The organism is Streptomyces sp. NBC_00209 (assembly GCF_045206345.1).
Lineage (GTDB): Bacteria > Actinomycetota > Actinomycetes > Streptomycetales > Streptomycetaceae > Streptomyces.
This window is the reverse complement of record NZ_CP108121.1, coordinates 1839808-1857248: the sequence shown is the minus strand read 5'-3', so window position 1 is coordinate 1857248 and position 17441 is coordinate 1839808. Positions and strand designations below refer to the sequence as shown.

The following is a 17441-nucleotide window of genomic DNA, read 5'->3' as shown; positions in this document are numbered from 1 at the left end:
TCACGCCGGCTTGAACCACACCGTCGCCAGCGGCGGCAGCGTCAGCGACACGCTCGACGGCCTGCCGTGGGACGGCACGTTCTCCGGCTTCAGCGGCTCCTCGTTGACCACCCCGCCGCCCCCGTACCGGGCGGCGTCCGTGTTCAGGACCTCCGCCCACAGCCGGGGGCCCTCCGGCACCCCGAGCCGGTAGTCGTGCCGCACCACCGGCGAGAAGTTGGAGACCGCCAGCAGCGGCGCGCCCTTCGCGTCGTGGCGCAGGAACGCGAACACGTTGTCCTCCGCCGCGCCCCCGTCCACCCAGGCGAAGCCCTCCGGACGGGTGTCGCGCTGCCAGAGCGCGGGCGTCGCCCCGTACACCTTGTTGAGGTCGCCGACCAGCTCCCGCACCCCGCGGTGGTCGCCGGACGCCTCGTACGCCGGGTCCAGCAGCCACCAGTCCGGGCCGTGGCCCTCCGACCACTCCGCGCCCTGCGCGAACTCCTGCCCCATGAACAGCAGTTGCTTGCCCGGGTGGGCCCACATGAAGCCCAGGTACGCACGGTGGTTGGCGCGCTGCTGCCACCAGTCACCGGGCATCTTGGAGACCAGCGCCTGCTTGCCGTGCACCACCTCGTCGTGCGAGATCGGCAGCACGTAGTTCTCGCTGTACGCGTACACCATCGAGAACGTCATCTCGTTGTGGTGGTACTTGCGGTGCACCGGCTCCTTGGAGACGTACACCAGCGAGTCGTGCATCCAGCCCATGTTCCACTTCAGCCCGAAGCCGAGCCCGCCGTGGTCGGTCGCCCGGGTCACGCCCTCCCAGGCGGTCGACTCCTCGGCGATGGTGACCACGCCCGGATTGCGCCGGTAGACCGTGGCGTTCATCTCCTGGAGGAAGGCGACCGCGTCCAGGTTCTCCCGCCCGCCGAACTCGTTGGGCGACCACTGGCCGTCCTCGCGCGAGTAGTCCAGGTAGAGCATCGAGGCGACCGCGTCGACCCGGAGCCCGTCGATGTGGAACTGCTCGCACCAGTACGTGGCGTTGGCGACCAGGAAGTTACGGACCTCGGTCCGCCCGTAGTCGAACTCCAGCGTCCCCCAGTCCGGGTGCGCGGCCCGCCTCGGGTCCTCGTGCTCGTACAGCGGCCGGCCGTCGAACTCCGCGAGCGCCCAGTCGTCGCGCGGGAAGTGCGCCGGCACCCAGTCCATGATCACGCCGATCCCGGCCCGGTGCAGCGCGTCCACCAGGAAGCGGAAGTCGTCCGGCGAGCCCATCCGGGAGGTCGGGGCGTAGAACCCGGTGACCTGGTAGCCCCAGGAGCCGCCGAAGGGGTGCTCCGACACCGGCATCAGCTCGACGTGCGTGAAGCCCAGCTCCCTGACGTACGCGGGCAGTTGTACGGCCAGTTGACGATACGTCAGACCCGGTCGCCAGGACGGCAGGTGCACCTCGTACACCGAGAACGGCGCCTCGTGCACCGGCACGTTCCCGCGGTTCGCCATCCACTCCTCGTCCTGCCACACGTGGTGCGCGGCCGTCACCACCGAGGCGGTGGCGGGCGGCACCTCGGTGTGCCGGGCCATCGGGTCCGAGCGCGTCGTGTGCGAACCGTCGGGGCGGCAGATGTCGAACTTGTACAGCGCGCCCTCCCCGGTCCCCGGCAGGAACAGCTCCCACACCCCGGACGAGCCCAGCGACCGCATCGGGAGGCCCGTGCCGTCCCAGTAGTTGAAGTCACCGCACACCCGCACACCCCGGGCGTTCGGCGCCCACACCGTGAACCGCGTCCCGGCGACCCCCTGGTGCTCCATCGGCCGCGCCCCGAGCGCGGTCCACAGCTCCTCGTGCCGGCCCTCCCGGATCAGGTGCAGATCCAGCTCCCCGAGCGCGGGCAGGAAGCGGTACGGGTCGTGGACCTCGATCTCGTTGTCGTCGTACGTGACCAGCAGCCGGTAATCCGGGACCTCCGGCAGCGGAAGCACCCCGGAGAACAGCCCGTCCCCGTCGCTGTGCAGCGGCGCCCGCAGCCCCTTCGCGAGCACCGTGACGGCCCGGGCGAACGGGCGCAGCACCCGGATCTCCACCCCGTCGCCCACCTGGTGCGCGCCCAGCAGATCGTGCGGGGCGTGGTGCTCACCGGCCAGCAGCCGGCCCCGGTCGGCGTCGTGCGGCGGGGTGGCCGGGCGCAGCTCCTGGCTGCCGGCGCTGCGGGGCCTGGGCGGCGCGGCGGCCTTCTTCGGGCGCTTCGCCGGGGCGGCGGCGGACCCCGTCGCGGGGGTCTTCCTCGGGGCCCGCTTCTTCGCGGGCGGCCCGGCCGGCGGGGAGGAGAGGGCAGCGGCGATCGGTTCCTCGGCGAGCGGGAGCTCGGCGGCGGGCGCGGTGGGCGTGGCGGATGCGGCAACGGTGGCGGACACGGCGGGCTCGGACGTGCGGGACGGCTTGCGGGCGGTCACAGGGACAGCCTCCTCGGAGGGGTCGACGGGGTGGAACGGACGGGGCGGTACGGGGGACGGGGGCATCCTCAGCCGGCGGAGTCCGCGGCCAGGCGGTGGATCGCGGCCATCGGGACCGGCAGCCAGTCGGGCCGGTGCCGGGCCTCGTACAGCACCTCGTACACCGCCTTGTCGGTCTCGTGGGCGCGCAGCAGCTCGGGCTCGGCGCGCGGGTCGGTGCCCGCCGCCTCGGCGTAGCCGTCGCAGTAGGCGTCCCTGCAGCGGGCGGCCCACTCGGGCTTCCAGGGCTTGTGCGAGCGGGCCGCGTAGTCGAAGGAGCGCAGCATCCCGGCCACATCGCGCACCGGGGGCTGCGGGCTGCGGCGCTCCGGGAGCGGCCGGGCCGGCTCGCCCTCGAAGTCGATCAGCGACCAGAAGCCGTCGGCGCCCCGCAGGGTCTGGCCCAGGTGGAGGTCGCCGTGCACCCGTTGCGCGGCCCAGCTGCGCCCCCGGTGCCCGAGCGCGGCGACCGCGTCGAACGCGGTGCGCAGCCCGGGGACGTACGGGACCAGCTCCGGGACCGCGTGGGCGGCGGCCTCCAGGCGCTCCACCATGGCGGCGGCGAGCTCGTCGGTCTGGGAGCGGCGGAGCACCGGGGTGGGCAGGGCGGCGGCGAGGGCGGTGTGCACCTCGGCGGTGGCCCGGCCCAGCGCCTTCGCCTCGGCCAGGAAGTCGTGCCCGGTGGCGAGAGCGCGCAGGGCGAGCTGCCAGCCGTCCTGGGCGCCGCGCAGGAAGGGCTGGAGCACCCCGAGCGTCAGCCGCTCCGGCGTCGCCGCCTCGAACCAGGCGACCGGTTCCGGGACCCGCCCGCACCCCTCGCGGGAGAGCGCGAGCGGCAGTTCCAGGTCGGGGTTGGTGCCCGGGAAGACCCGGCGGAAGATCTTCAGGATGTACGCGTTGCCGTACACCAGTGAGGAGTTGGACTGCTCGGTGTCCAGCACCCGGGGCGGCAGGTCCTCCGGGATGGGCTCCGCGCCCCGGTCGAAGCGGACCGCGCCGAGCCGGCCGGGGGTGCGCAATCGTTCCAGCAGCAGTGCGGCGAGGCGCGCGTCGTGCAGCCCGTCGTAGACCGCGAGCCCCGCCAGCGGACCGTCGGGCACCCGGCCGATGGCGGCGGGCGCGAGGTGCTGGGGCAGCGCGGAGCGGACGCCCAGGAGCAACTGGTAGCAGTCCACGGGGGGCTGGGCGGGCATGGTGGGCTGGTGGACCCGCACCAGCAGGTGCAGCAGCCCGGGGGTGGTGCCGTCGCCGCCGTCCACCGGCAGTATCTCGGTGGCCGAGACGAGCGAGAAGGCGGTGATGGGCCGTCCCTTGCCCGCGAACCACCGCTGCCGGGGCAGCCATTCGTGGAGCAGCGGTCCGAGAGACGGGATCAGGGCTGTGCTGTTCGCCAGGGTGACCTGAGCGGATGCAGCCTCCGACATGGCATCGCGTCCTTTCCCCGGGCACACCACAGGATGCGAAGAGTGTCCCGGATTGCGGCATTGGCTGTCCGGCTGTGCGGGACGTGTCGGGTCAGGATGATCCGTACGGACTCGACATGAGGGGATAGAAACGCCAGGAGGATCCAGGAAGCTTCCTGAACCACCCGGTATGGGTGCGAGTGCCCCGTGCGAGGCGGCGGAAACCGCCCCGCACAGTGCCGTACGCGTCAGCTCGGCGGCGCGTCCTTGCGCAGCCGGAACCAGTAGAAGCCGTGTCCCGCGAGAGTCAGCAGGTAGGGCCACTGACCGATGGCGGGGAAGCGCACCCCGCCGATCAGCTCCACCGGATGACGCCCGTTGAAGGACCTGAGGTCGAGCTCCGTCGGCTGTGCGAACCGGGAGAAGTTGTGGACGCACAGCACGAGGTCGTCCCCGTGCTCACGGGTGAAGGCGAGCACGGCCGGGTTCGAGGAGGGCAGTTCGTTGTAGGTGCCGAGGCCGAACGCGGGGTTCTGCTTGCGGATCTCGATCATCCGCCGCGTCCAGTGCAGCAGCGAGGACGGGGAGGCCATGGCCGCCTCGACGTTGGTGACCTGGTAGCCGTAGACCGGGTCCATGATCGTGGGGAGGTAGAGCCGCCCCGGATCGCTGGAGGAGAACCCGGCGTTGCGGTCGGGTGTCCACTGCATCGGGGTGCGTACGGCGTCCCGGTCGCCCAGCCAGATGTTGTCGCCCATCCCGATCTCGTCCCCGTAGTAGAGGATCGGGGAGCCCGGCAGGGAGAGCAGCAGGGCGGTGAACAGCTCGATCTGGTTGCGGTCGTTGTCCAGCAGCGGCGCCAGCCGGCGGCGGATGCCGATGTTGGCCCGCATCCGCGGGTCCTTGGCGTACTCCGCGTACATGTAGTCGCGCTCTTCGTCCGTCACCATTTCGAGCGTCAGCTCGTCGTGGTTGCGCAGGAAGATGCCCCACTGGCAGTTGTCCGGGATCGCCGGGGTCTTCGCCAGGATTTCGGAGACCGGGTAGCGGCTCTCGCGCCGTACGGCCATGAAGATGCGCGGCATCACGGGGAAGTGGAACGCCATGTGGCACTCGTCCCCGCCGGAGCCGTAGTCCCCGAAGTAGTCCACGACGTCCTCGGGCCACTGGTTGGCCTCGGCGAGCAGGACGGTGTCCGGGTAGTTGGCGTCGATCTCCTTGCGGACCCGCTTGAGGAAGTTGTGGGTCTCCGGCAGGTTCTCGCAGTTGGTGCCCTCGCGCTGGTAGAGGTACGGCACCGCGTCGACCCGGAAGCCGTCGATGCCCAGGTCCAGCCAGAAGCGGAGGGCGGAGATGATCTCCTCCTGCACCGCCGGGTTCTCGTAGTTGAGGTCGGGCTGGTGCGAGAAGAACCGGTGCCAGTAGTACTGCTTGCGCACCGGGTCGAAGGTCCAGTTGGACGACTCGGTGTCCACGAAGATGATCCGGGCGTCCGGGAACTGCTTGTCGTCGTCGGCCCAGACGTAGTAGTCGCCGTACGGCCCGTCGGGGTCGGTCCGGGACTGCTGGAACCACTCGTGCTGGTCGCTCGTGTGGTTCATGACGAAGTCGATGATCACGCGCATGCCGCGCTGGTGCGCGGCGTCCACGAACTCCACGAAGTCGGCGAGGTCGCCGAACTCCGGCAGCACGGCGGTGTAGTCGGAGACGTCGTAACCGCCGTCGCGCAGCGGTGACTTGAAGAAGGGCGGCAGCCAGAGGCAGTCGACCCCCAGCCACTGGAGGTAGTCGAGCTTGGCGGTGAGCCCCTTCAGGTCTCCGATGCCGTCGCCGTTGGAGTCCTGGAAGGACCGGACGAGCACCTCGTAGAAGACGGCACGCTTGAACCAGTCGGGATCGCGGTCCTTGGCCGGGGTGTCCTCGAACGTGTCGTGGACGGGCTCATTGACGATCATGGTGTGGGTGACCCTCCGGTCGGCGGGGACGGTCGCAGGACGGCGATGTGCGCGGGCGTGACGCCCGGCTCCAGACGCACGTAGAACGTCCTGCCCCAGTGATAGGAAGTGCCGGTGAGCTCGTCGCGCACCGGCACGCTCTCGTGCCGGTCGAGGCCGAGTTGCGGCATGTCCAACGAGACGGTCGCCTCCTGGGTGTGGTGCGGGTCGAGGTTGACGACCACCAGAAGGATGTTCGAACCGGAACGCTTGCTGTACGCGATCACCGCGTCGTTGTCCGACGCGTGGAAGTGCACGTCACGCAGCTGCTGCAGGGCCGGGTTGCGGCGTCTGATCCGGTTGAGCGAGGTGATGAGCGGGGCGAGCGAACGGCCCTCGCGCTCGGCGGCTTCCCAGTCCCTGGGCCGGATCTCGTACTTCTCCGAGTCGAGGTACTCCTCACTGCCGTGGTGGATCGGGGCGTTCTCGCACAGCTCGTACCCCGCGTACACCCCCCAGGAGGGGGAAAGGGTCGCCGCGAGCACCGCCCTGGCCTCGAACGCGGGCCTGCCGCCTTCCTGAAGATATCCCGGAAGGATGTCGGGCGTGTTCACGAAGAAATTCGGCCGCATGAACGCGGCGGTGTCACCGGCCAGTTCGGTCACGTAGTCCGTGAGTTCCTGACGGGTGTTCCGCCAGGTGAAATACGTGTACGACTGCTGGAACCCGATGGCGCCGAGGGTACGCATCATCGCCGGCCGGGTGAATGCCTCGGCCAGGAAGATCACATCGGGATCGGTGCCGTTGATCTCCGCGATGACCTTCTCCCAGAAGATCACCGGTTTGGTGTGCGGATTGTCGACGCGGAAGATCCGTACCCCCCGGTCCATCCAGAACCGCAGGATGCGGACGCTCTCCGCGACGATGCCCGGAAGATCCTTGTCGAAGGCGATCGGATAGATGTCCTGGTATTTCTTCGGCGGATTCTCCGCGTACGCGATCGAGCCGTCGGCCCGGTGCTGGAACCACTCGGGGTGCTTCTCCACCCACGGATGGTCCGGCGAGCACTGGAGGGCGAAATCCAGGGCCACTTCGAGGCGCAGGGTGCGGGCCGTCTCCACGAAATGGACGAAGTCGTCCAGCGTGCCCAGATCCGGGTGGACCGCGTCGTGCCCGCCCTCCGCCGAACCGATCGCCCAGGGCACGCCCACATCGTGCGCGGAGGGGGCCAGCGAGTTGTTCGCGCCCTTGCGGTGGGTCGTGCCGATGGGGTGGACGGGCGGCAGGTAGACCACGTCGAAGCCCATCGCGGCGACCGCCGGAAGCCGCTCGGCCGCCGTCCGGAAGGTGCCGCTGACGAGGCGGGGCCGCTGCGGCTCGGCAGCCTTGGCCCCCCGGCCCTTGCGCGGCTTCGGCGTCTCGTACCTGGCGCCCTCGGAGCGCGGGAACATCTCGTACCAGGAGCCGTACAGCGCGCGCCGGCGCTCGACCACCAGCGGGTGCGGGCGGGACGCGGTGACCAGTTCGCGCAGCGGGTGGCGGTCCAGCGCCTCCCGGGCCTCGGGCGCCAGGGCCGCCGCGAGGCGTGCCTCGGCCGGCCGGGACGCGTCGCGCAGCGCGTCCACCGCCGCCAGGACCGCCTCCCGGCCGTCGCGCTTCGGGACGCCCTCGGCGGCGCGCTCGTACAGCTCGGCGCCCTCGGCGAGGACCAGCGCGGTGTCGATGCCCGCCGGGATCTTGATCCCCGCCGCGTGGCGCCAGGTGGCGACCGGATCGCTCCACGCCTCGACCGTGTACGTCCAGCGGCCCTCGGAGTCCGGGGTGACCTCGGCGCCCCAGCGGTCGGTGCCCGGCGCCAGCTCGCGCATCGGCGTCCAGGGGCCCGGGCGCCCGCTCGGGCTGTGCAGCAGCACATTGGCGGCCACCGCGTCATGGCCCTCGCGGAAGACGGTCGCGGTGACCTGGAAGGTCTCGCCGGCGACGGCCTTGGCGGGCCTTCTGCCGCAGTCGACGAGCGGATGGACGTCGAGAACGGGAATGCGACCGATCATGGAATCACCTGGGGGCTGGAGCTGGGACTCGGCAAAGTGGGCAGCGTGCGCCGAAGGCTGAACACGCGCGCCGCGAAGGTGGGGATGCGTCCTTTCTAGCCGCTCCGTGGATGACTGGTGGGGTGTGGGCATGGCCGCTCCTGTGCGCGTTCACTCGAATGGCAGTCCAAACAGGTCGTATACGAACCGGGGGACCGATCGCCGTTGGCCGGGGAATGAAAGACACGCGTGCCGGAGAAGCCTTTCCCCGCAACGTGGTGGGCCAATCCGGTGATATGTCATCTGCTCGGGCGTACGGGGGACGTGGGAATGGGCGCCACCCGGCAGCCTTCCCTGTGCCGGGAAGGCCCACAAGACCGAATGAGGAGAAGGAATCGGCCATAACGCCTGTGACATACGGGCCCTGAGAAGCCTTCCGGGGCGGGAGAGGCGTACGGGAAACCACGCACCGTGTCCGGCGCGCCGGGGACCCGGCTACCGTCGAGGGTGACGGAGCGGCGCACATGGAGGTGCGTCCCGCTCGGATTCGTACGTCCCCTGTAAAGGTGGAATACGTGAAGGCCATTCGTCGATTCACCGTGCGTCCCGTCCTTCCGGACTCCCTCCAACCCCTCAGCGACCTGGCGCGGAACCTGCGCTGGTCCTGGCACACCGAGACCCGCGAGCTCTTCCGGGCCGTCGACCCGGCGGCCGGCTCCGACGCGGAGTGCGACCCCGTACGCCTGCTCGGCTCCGTGTCCGCGGGGCGGCTCGCCGAGCTGGCCCGGGACGAAGCGTTCCTGCGCCGGCTCGCCGAGGCGTCCGCCGACCTCCGCGCGTACCTCCGGGATCCCCGCTGGTACCAGGAGCAGCGCGAGCAGGACGACGCGCTCCCCGCCGCCATCGCCTACTTCTCACCCGAATTCGGGGTGACCGCCGCCCTGCCCCAGTACTCCGGCGGGCTCGGCATCCTCGCCGGGGACCACCTCAAGGCCGCCAGCGACCTGGGCGTGCCCCTCATCGGCGTCGGGCTGCTCTACCGCCACGGCTACTTCCGGCAGAGCCTGTCCCGGGACGGCTGGCAGCAGGAGCACTACCCCGTCCTCGACCCGAACGAGCTGCCGCTCACCCTGATCCGCGAGGCCGACGGGACCCCGAGCCAGGTCGTCCTGGACCTGCCCGGCGGCCGGTCCCTGCACGCCCAGATCTGGCAGGCCCACGTCGGCCGGGTCCCCCTGCTCATGCTCGACTCCGACGTCGAGGAGAACGCCCCCGGCGAGCGCGAGGTCACCGACCGGCTGTACGGCGGCGGCAGCGAGCACCGGCTGCTCCAGGAGATGCTGCTCGGGATCGGCGGCGTCCGCGCCGTGCGCGCGTACTGCCGGCTCACCGGCCACGCCGCCCCCGAGGTCTTCCACACCAACGAGGGCCACGCCGGTTTCCTCGGCCTGGAACGCATCCGCGAACTCGCCACGAAGGGGCTGGACTTCGACGCCTCGGTGGAGTGGGTCCGGTCCGGCACCGTCTTCACCACCCACACCCCGGTCCCGGCCGGAATCGACCGGTTCGACCGCGAACTCGTCGCCCGCCACTTCGGCGAGGACGGCGAACTGCCCGGCGTCCCCGCCGAACGCGTCCTGGAACTCGGCACCGAGACGTACCCCGGCGGCGACCCGGGCGTCTTCAACATGGCGGTCATGGGGCTGCGGCTCGCCCAGCGCGCCAACGGGGTCTCCACGCTGCACGGCGCGGTCAGCCGGGAGATGTTCGCCGGACTCTGGCCGGGCTTCGACGCGCCGGAGGTCCCGATCACCTCCGTCACCAACGGCGTCCACGCGCCGACCTGGGTCGCCCCCGAGGTCTACCGGCTGCGCGCCGAATCGGGTGGCACCCCGGGCCGCTGGGACTCCGTCGCGGACATCCCGGCCCGCCGGCTCTGGGACCTGCGCCGCACCCTGCGCGAGCAGCTGGTGGCCGAGGTCCGGCAGCGGCTGCACGCCTCCTGGCGCCACCGGGGCGCCCAGCCCGCCGAGCTCGGCTGGATCGACGGCGTGCTCGACCCGGACGTCCTCACCATCGGCTTCGCCCGCCGCGTCCCCTCGTACAAGCGGCTGACGCTGATGCTGCGCGACCGGGACCGGCTGCGGGCGCTGCTGCTGCATCCGGAGCGGCCGGTCCAGATCGTCGTCGCGGGCAAGGCGCATCCGGCCGACGACGGCGGGAAGCGGCTGGTCCAGGAGCTGGTCAGGTTCGCCGACGACGCCCGGGTCCGGCACCGGATCGTCTTCCTGCCCGACTACGGGATGGCGATGGCCCAGAAGCTCTACCCGGGCTGCGACGTCTGGCTGAACAACCCGCTGCGCCCGCTGGAGGCGTGCGGTACGAGCGGGATGAAGGCCGCGCTCAACGGCTGCCTCAACCTGTCCGTGCTGGACGGCTGGTGGGACGAGTGGTTCGAGCCTGACTTCGGCTGGGCGATCCCGACGGCCGAGGGCGGCGCGCTGGACGAGGACCGGCGTGACGACCTGGAGGCGAACGCCCTGTACGAGCTGATCGAGGACCGGGTCGCCCCGCACTTCTACGAGCGCGGGGACGAGGGGCTGCCCGGCCGCTGGATCGAGATGGTCCGCCGCACGATGGGCACCCTGGGGCCCAAGGTGCTCGCCGACCGCATGGTCGCGGAGTACGTGGAGCGGCTGTACGCCCCCGCCGCGCTCGCCCAGCGCTCGCTGGACGTGCCCCGGGCGCGGGAGCTGGCGGGCTGGAAGGCGAAGGTCCGGGCCGCCTGGCCGAGCGTGGCCGTCGACCATGTGGAGGCGGTGACGCCGACCGCCGCCGGTACGACGGCGGAGCTGGGGTCCACGCTGGCGCTGCGGGTCCGGGTCTCGCTGGGCGCGCTGGCGCCGGACGACGTGGAGGTGCAGGCGGTGGCCGGGCGGGTCGACTCGGCCGACGCGATCTCCGACGCCCAGGTCTTCCCGCTGAAGCCGGCGGGCGGCCAGGACCTGGAGGGCCACTGGCTGTACGAGGGCCCGCTCGCCCTGGACCGCACGGGACCGTACGGCTACACCGTGCGCGTGCTCCCCGCCCACCGGCTGCTGGCCGGCGGAGCCGAACTCGGCCTGGTCGCACAGCCGGCCGGGGCCCTGGGTGACGGCGGCGGGGTGCTGCTGCGCTGAGGCGTGGCCCGGCACGGCCGAACCGCCCGGGAGGAGGGTCGCTCCTCCCGGGCGGTTCCGTTCTCAGCGACGGGTCATGCGGTGACCCGTGCGGTGGGGGGTGGCGCTGTGGTGGTTCAGAAGGTCAGCTTGAAGCTGTTGATCTTCCCGGTGTCCCCGCTGTAGACGTCCTGGACCTTGAGCTTCCAGGTGCCGTTGGCCGTCTCGGACGAGGCGTTGACCGTGTAGGTGGTCTTGACGTTGTCCGCCGAGTCGCTGGAGGACGAGTTCTTCAGGCGGTACGTGCTGCCGTCCGGCGCGACGAGGTCGATGACCAGGTCGCCGCGGTAGGTGTGGGTGATGTCCACGCCGACCTTGAGGGCGCTCGGGGCCTTGCCGGTGCGGCCGGTCACGGTGACCGAGCTGGTGACGGCGGAACCGGCGTCCGGGATGGAGACCGCGGTGGAGTTCTCGAAGACGGTGCCGGTGCCGGGGTCGGTGCCGCCGGAGCGCGCACCGACGTTGATCCCGGCCCAGGCGTCCTGGACGGCCTTGTACTCGGCGCTGGTCGTGCCGTACAGCTCACCGGCCACCGCGAGTGTGCCGGTGCGGGCCCCCGCGTAGTTGGTGGTGGAGGTGAACTTGGTGGTGAGCGCCTTGAACCAGATCTGCTCCGCCTTCGCGCGGCCGATGCCGGTCACCGGCAGGCCGTCCGAGGTCGGGGAGTTGTAGTTGACGCCGTTGATGGTCTTCGCGCCGCTGCCCTCGGACAGCAGGTAGAAGAAGTGGTTGGCCGGGCCCGACGAGTAGTGCACGTCGAGGTTGCCGAGGCCCGAGTACCAGGCGTCCTTGGACGCCCCGTCCTTGCTCGGCTTGTCCTGGTAGCGCAGCGGCGTGCCGTCGCCGTTGATGTCGATCTTCTCACCGATCAGGTAGTCACCCTTGTCGGTGGCGTTGTTGGCGTAGAACTCGACGGCGGTGCCGAAGATGTCACTGGTCGCCTCGTTGAGGCCACCGGACTCCCCGCTGTAGTTGAGGCCGGCCGTGTTCGAGGTGACGCCGTGGCTCATCTCGTGGGCCGCCACGTCCAGCGCGGTCAGCGGGTTGGCGTTGCCGCTGCCGTCGCCGTACGTCATGCAGAAGCAGCTGTCGTCCCAGAACGCGTTCACGTAGTTGTTGCCGTAGTGGACGCGGGAGTACGCGCCGACGCCGTCGCCCTTGATGCCGGTGCGGCCGTGGACGTTCTTGTAGTAGTCCCAGGTCTCGGCCGCGCCGTAGTGGGCGTCCGCCGCCGCGGTCTCCGGGCTGGTGCCGACGCCGTCTCCCCAGACGTCGTCGGCGCCGGAGAAGAGGGTGCCCTTGCCGGAGGTGCCGTGGTTCAGGTTGTACGTCTTGTGGCTGCCGCGCGCGGTGTCGGTCAGGTTGTACGAGCCGGAGGAACCGGAGGTCCCCAGGGTGACCTGGCCGCTGTACTCGGTGTTGCCGACGCCGTTCTCGATGGCCTGCCACTCGTAGAGCTTGGCTCCGGTCGAGGCGTCGGTGATGACGTGCAGCGCGTTCGGGGTGCCGTCCTCCTGGAGGCCGCCGACCACGGTCTCGTACGCCAGCTGCGGCGTCCCGGAGGCCATCCAGACGACCTTGCGGGGCGCCTTGTCGGCCTCGGCCCGGTCCGAACCGGCCGCCTTGGCCGCGCCGAGCGCCTGCTTGGCGGCCGCCGCCGGGGCGATGTCCGCGACCGTGTCGACGGCCTTCAGCTGGGCGGTGGTGGCGCGGGACGCCTTGACGACGCCCTGGGCCGCGCCGGCCTTGGTCTCCTGGACGACCAGGTCGCCGCCGAGGACCGGGAGGCCGTCGAAGGTGCGCTCGTAACGGGTGTGCGTGGTGCCGTCGTTGTCCTGGATGACGTCGCGGACGACGAGCTTCTCCTGGGACCCGAGGCCGAGCTCCTTCGCCGTGGCCGCCCGGCTCGCGTTGGCCTCGCGGATCAGCTCGGCGCGCTGCGAGGGCGAGAGCTGCTTGGGCAGGGCGCCGGGGTTCGCCTGGGAGGCGGAGGCGGTCCTGGTGGTTCCGTTGTCCGGGGCGGCGGAGGCCGATCCGGTCTGGACGCCTATGGCGAGAAGGGCTGCTGCGGCTATGAGAGCGCCGGTCGCGGTGGCACGACGGCTGTGCGTGGATCTCACGCGGACTCCTTCTGCGAGGGGGGTACCGGCGGCTGGGTGAGCCGTCCGGGCAGAGCAAGCAGAGCGCGGAACGGGGTGAAGAGTGTCAGGAGTCGGCCATCTCTGTCAGGACCGCGTCAACAACTTGGCCGGAATTCGTTCGTTGCCGGAAGATGCGTGTTCGTTAAGCGGACGTTTCGCGGATGGCCGCGCGGGAACGCCGAGGGGCGCCCCGAGGGCTCGCACGGCCCGAAAGCGCAGGGCGCGTCATGGTTGCGGGCGGAAGGGCGGAGTGCGACGCGCAGGTGAACAAGCGGGAAGTTCCCACCTGTCGAGACGGTGCGGGGGCGTGGCGCGATCTGGGGCCTGCGTCGAGTGCCCCGGCCGGCCGCCTCCATGACAAAAGGGGCGGACGGCCGGGGCGGCAGCGGGCCGTCAGGCCAGGCTCTCCCGCCAGGCGCGGTGCAGCCCTGCGAAGCGGCCCGAGCCCGCGATGAGTTCGGCCGGGGTGCCGTCCTCCACGATCCGCCCGCGCTCCATCACGAGCACCCGGTCCGCGACCTCCACGGTCGAGAGGCGGTGCGCGATGACCACCGCGGTGCGGCCGTGCAGCACCGTGTCCATCGCCTGCTGCACCGCGCGTTCACCGGGGATGTCCAGCGAACTGGTCGCCTCGTCGAGGATCAGCACCGCCGGGTCGGCCAGCAGCGCCCGGGCGAACGCCACCAACTGCCGCTGGCCCGCCGAGATCCGGCCGCCCCGCTTGCGTACATCTGTGTCGTAGCCGTCGGGCAGACCGGTGATGAAGTCATGGGCGCCGATCGCCTTCGCGGCCCGCTCGATCTCCTCCCGGCCCGCCTCCGGGCGGCCGATCGCGATGTTCTCCGCGACTGTCCCGGAGAACAGGAACGCCTCCTGGGTCACCATCACCACCCCGCGCCGCAGCTCGCGCGTGGCCAGGTCGCGCAGGTCGGTGCCGTCCAGCAGGACCCGGCCCGCGCTCGGGTCGTAGAACCGGGCCAGCAGCTTGGCGAGCGTCGACTTGCCGGCCCCCGTGGAGCCGACCACGGCCACCGTCTGCCCCGCCGGGATCGTCAGGTCGAACGGGGGCAGCACCTCGCCGCCCGTCCGGTATCCGAAGCCCACCCCGTCGAAGACCACCTCGCGGCCCGGCCGGCCCCCGGCCCGGACGGGCAGCTCGACGGGTTCCAGCGCCTCCGGGACCGTCGGCGCCTGGGCCAGCAGCCCGGCGATCTTCGCCAGCGAGGCCGCCGCGGACTCGAAGGAGTTGAGGAACATGCTGAGCCGGTCGATCGGGTCGTACAGCCGCCGCAGATAGAGCACCACCGCGGCCAGCACCCCCAGCGCGAGACCGCCGTCCGCCACGCGGTAGGCGCCCCACAGCACGATTCCGGCCACCGCGGTGTTGGCGACGAGCCGCGAGCCGACGACGTACCGGGCGTTCTCCAGCATCGCGGCGCCGTTGGCAGACCGGTGACGCGTGTTCAGCTCCAGGAACGCCGCGTCGTTCACCGGCTCGCGGCGGAACGCCTGGACGGGCCGGATGCCGTTCATGGTCTCCGCGAACTTCACGACGACCGACGCGATCGCCGTCGAACGGGCCGCGAAGAGCACCGAGGAGCGCTTCCGGTAGAGCCGCACCAGCAGATACAGCGGCAGGAAGGACGCCACTGCCGCCGCGCCCGTCGCCAGGTCCAGCCAGAGCAGCACCACGGCGATGGACGCGAACGACAGGACGATGTGGATCAGCTCCTGGAGCCCCTCGTCCAGCAGCTCCCGCAGCGACTCCAGGTCGGTCGTGGACCGCGAGATCAGCCGGCCCGAGGTGTACCGCTCGTGGAAGTCCACGCTCAGCGCCTGCGCATGGCGGAAGATCCGGCCGCGCAGGTCGAGCAGGACGTTCTGGCTGACCCGCGCCGACAGCTGGATGAACGCGTACTGCAGGGCGCCCGAGACCACCGCGCAGAGCGCGTAGCCCAGCGCGACGGCGATCAGCGGCCCGTAGTCGTCGTCGCGGAAGGCGGGCACCCCGCTGTCGATCGCGTACGCCACCAGCAGCGGCCCGGCCTGCACCGCGGCCTGCTGCAACAGGATGGCCAGGGCGGACGCGGCCACCCGCCCCCGCATCGGCCGCAGCAGCGAGGCGAGCAGCTGCCCGGTGGCGCCGGGCGGGGTCGGCAGGTCGTCGCGGTCGAAGGGGTCCCCGGGTGCCGCGTCGGGGGCGGGCGGCCGCTCGTCCTCCTCGCCACCGGGCTCGGCGGGCCGTCCGGTCGTCGTGCTGCTCATCGGGTGCTGCCCTCCTCGGCAGGGGCCTTCGCGCCCAGGGTTTCGGTGGGATCGGTACCGGGCGCGGGCTGCGCCTTCCGGCCGGGATCCGGTACGGGTTGCGCTTGCGGTACGGGTGGCGCCTCCGCGCCGGGCTTCGCCAGCGGTACGGGCTGCGCCTCCGCGCCGGACCCCGTGCCCGCGTCGCCCCAAGCCCCCGCGCCCGACATCAGCCACGCGTACTCCGCGTTGGTGCGCAGGAGTTCCTGATGGGTGCCGACCGCGCTGATCCGGCCCCCGGACAGCAGCGCCACCCGGTCCGCGAGCATCACGGTCGACGGGCGGTGCGCGACCACCACCGCCGTGGTCTCCGACAGGACCTGCCGGAGCGCCGCCTCCACCAGGGCCTCCGTGTGCACGTCGAGCGCGGAGAGCGGGTCGTCGAGGACCAGGAAGCGCGGCCGGCCCACCACCGCCCGGGCCAGGGCGAGGCGCTGGCGCTGGCCGCCGGAGAGGCTCAGGCCCTGCTCGCCGACCTCCGTGCCGATGCCCTGCGGCAGCTCGTGGACGAAACCGGCCTGGGCGACCGAGAGCGCCCGCAGCAACTCCTCCTCGCCGGCCGTCCCGTCGCCCATCAGGACGTTCTCGCCGACGCTCGCCGAGAAGAGGGTCGGCTCCTCGAACGCCACCGACACCAGCTCCCGCAGCCGGGCGCGCGGCATGGCGGAGATGTCCTCGCCGTCCAGGGTGATCCGCCCGGCCGTCGCCTCGTACAGCCGGGGCACCAGCGAGGTGAGCGTGGTCTTGCCGGACCCCGTCGCGCCGACGAGGGCCATCGTCTCGCCGGGCCGGATGTGCAGATCGATCCCGGCCAGCACGGGCGCCGAGCCCTCCTCCGCGTCCGGATAGCGGAACGCGACACCCTCGAAGACCATCCCGCCCGCCTCGCGGGCCCCGGTGGCGGCCGCCTGCCCGGCGTCCTCCTCCTCGGCGGCGTCCATCACCTCGAAGTACCGCTCGGTCGCCGTCGCCGCCTCCTGGCTCATCGCCAGCAGGAAGCCGATCGACTCGACGGGCCAGCGCAGCGCGAGGGCCGTGGACAGAAAGGCGACCAGGGTGCCCGCGGACAGGTCACCGTCGGCGACCTCGATCGTGCCGAACACCAGGGCGGCACCGATGGCGAGTTCGGGGAGCGTCGTGATGAGGGTCCAGATCCGGGCGAGCAGCCGGGCCTTGACCAGCTCCGTGGTGCGCAGTTCCCCGGCGAGCGCCCGGAAGGCGTCGGACTGGCTGCGGTGGCGTCCGAAGCCCTTGATGATGCGGATGCCGAGCACGCTCTCCTCGACCACCGTGGTCAGGTCGCCGACCTGGTCCTGAGCGCGGCGCGCGACCTTGGAGTACTTCGCCTCGAAGGCCGAGCAGATGATCACGAGCGGGACGACCGGGGCGAGCAGCACCAGGCCGAGCGTCCACTCCTGGAACAGCAGGACCACGAAGCCGACGAGGATCGTGGTCGCGTTGACCAGCAGGAAGGTCAGCGGGAAGGCCAGGAACATCCGGACCATCATCAGGTCGGTCGTCCCGCGCGAGAGCAACTGCCCCGACGGCCAGCGGTCGTGGAAGGCCACCGGCAGCCGTTGCAGGTGCCGGTACAGGCCGGCCCGCATCGACGCCTCGACCCCGGCCAGCGGACGCGCCACCAGCCACCGCCGCACCCCGAACAGCAACGCCTCGGCGATGCCCAGGAGCAGCAGGTACAGCGCGCCGAGCCAGACCCCGCCCGGGTCCGCGTCCGCGACCGGGCCGTCCACGATCCACTTCAGGACGAGCGGGATCACCAGGCCCAGACAGGAGGCGACGATCCCCACCAGGGCGGCCCCGAGGAGCCGTGCCCGTACCGGCTTCACATACGGCCACAGCCGCAACAGCGAGCGCACGGCCGACCGGTCCTTGGGTTCTACATGTTCCTGGTGCATCAGGGAGGAGCCTACGG

Annotated in this window: 8 protein-coding genes; 1 reads left to right on the top strand and 7 read right to left on the bottom strand. The window is 71.6% G+C overall.

Annotated elements, in window-relative coordinates:
* The 4 genes from glgB to OG867_RS07985 form a co-directional block, all read right to left on the bottom strand.
* Window positions 1–2439 (bottom strand): 1,4-alpha-glucan branching enzyme, encoded by a 2439-nt coding sequence (gene glgB / locus OG867_RS08000; RefSeq protein ID WP_406283896.1) that lies wholly within the window; start codon window positions 2437–2439, stop codon window positions 1–3.
* A gap of 68 nt (window positions 2440–2507) precedes the next feature.
* Entirely contained in the window at window positions 2508–3902 is a 1395-nt protein-coding gene (locus tag OG867_RS07995) for a maltokinase N-terminal cap-like domain-containing protein (protein ID WP_406283894.1), read from the bottom strand.
* A 227-nt stretch (window positions 3903–4129) separates the two neighbouring features.
* Window positions 4130–5836 carry a maltose alpha-D-glucosyltransferase gene (gene treS, locus OG867_RS07990; protein WP_328902482.1) on the bottom strand — a complete coding sequence of 569 codons (1707 nt, stop codon included), beginning with the start codon at window positions 5834–5836 and terminating at the stop codon, window positions 4130–4132.
* On the bottom strand, window positions 5833–7866 hold the full coding sequence (locus tag OG867_RS07985) for an alpha-1,4-glucan--maltose-1-phosphate maltosyltransferase (protein ID WP_406283891.1): 2034 nt from the start codon (window positions 7864–7866) through the stop codon (window positions 5833–5835). Before OG867_RS07985 ends, treS begins: the two co-directional genes overlap by 4 nt.
* A gap of 554 nt (window positions 7867–8420) precedes the next feature.
* On the opposite strand from OG867_RS07985, the gene glgP reads away from it, so the two are divergent.
* Window positions 8421–11024, top strand: coding sequence for an alpha-glucan family phosphorylase (glgP, locus tag OG867_RS07980; RefSeq protein ID WP_406283889.1), 2604 nt, complete (start codon window positions 8421–8423; stop codon window positions 11022–11024).
* A gap of 116 nt (window positions 11025–11140) precedes the next feature.
* Here glgP and OG867_RS07975 read toward each other — a convergent pair whose 3' ends face one another.
* The 3 genes from OG867_RS07975 to OG867_RS07965 form a co-directional block, all read right to left on the bottom strand.
* Window positions 11141–13183, bottom strand: coding sequence for a M4 family metallopeptidase (locus OG867_RS07975; protein WP_406283887.1), 2043 nt, complete (start codon window positions 13181–13183; stop codon window positions 11141–11143).
* Between the two features lie 414 nt (window positions 13184–13597).
* On the bottom strand, window positions 13598–15469 hold the full coding sequence (locus OG867_RS07970; protein ID WP_406283885.1) for an ABC transporter ATP-binding protein: 1872 nt from the start codon (window positions 15467–15469) through the stop codon (window positions 13598–13600).
* On the bottom strand, window positions 15466–17424 hold the full coding sequence (locus OG867_RS07965) for an ABC transporter ATP-binding protein (RefSeq protein ID WP_406283883.1): 1959 nt from the start codon (window positions 17422–17424) through the stop codon (window positions 15466–15468). Before OG867_RS07965 ends, OG867_RS07970 begins: the two co-directional genes overlap by 4 nt.
* Between the last annotated feature and the right edge of the window lie 17 nt (window positions 17425–17441).